This window comes from Corallococcus sp. AB049A (assembly GCF_003668885.1).
GTDB classification, from domain to species: Bacteria; Myxococcota; Myxococcia; order Myxococcales; family Myxococcaceae; genus Corallococcus; species Corallococcus interemptor.
Map to the genome: position 1 here is coordinate 1 of NZ_RAWL01001014.1, position 470 is coordinate 470.

At 63.0% G+C, this 470-nt stretch carries 2 protein-coding genes; both read right to left on the reverse strand.

Annotated elements, in window-relative coordinates; genetic code table 11:
* Nucleotides 1-272, reverse strand: a 272-nt coding sequence (locus tag D7X55_RS46170; RefSeq protein WP_304988928.1) for a DNA polymerase ligase N-terminal domain-containing protein, incomplete at its 3' end; no start/stop codon positions are given.
* Nucleotides 273-275: 3 nt separating this feature from the next.
* The coding region (locus D7X55_RS46175; RefSeq protein ID WP_233610430.1) for a hypothetical protein at nucleotides 276-470 on the reverse strand (195 nt) is incomplete at its 5' end.

Here is a 470-nt window from a genome sequence, read left to right on the forward strand (position 1 = left end):
AAGCCAGCGTAGGACAACGGGTGATCTTCCACTGCCACGGCCAGCCGCTTCTCGCCGACGCGAAGCGAAGGACCTTTCGGCACCGCCCAGCTCTTCAGCACGCCGTCCATCTCAAGGCGGAAGTCATAGTGGCGCGAACTGGCATGATGCAGCTGGATGACGAAGGTTGGCCGCCGCTGCGGATCACCGCGTGCGGGTGTGTCGTCAGGCTCCGGCGTCTGCCCTGTGCCTCCGCCAAGCCGGCGCTTGCGCCGGTACTGGTGCAGCGACATGGTTCAACCTGCCTTGCGCCGTGGTGCGGCCTTCTTTGCAGCCTTCTTCGTTGTCTTCTTTGCGGCCTTCTTCACCGTCGACTTTGCGGCTGCCTTGCGCGTTGCGGTCTTCTTCGCCGGCGTGCGCTTGTTCGCATCCAGGCTCTTCTGCAGCAATGCCATGAAGTCGACAACGTTCGTTGTCGCATCCTCGTGTGG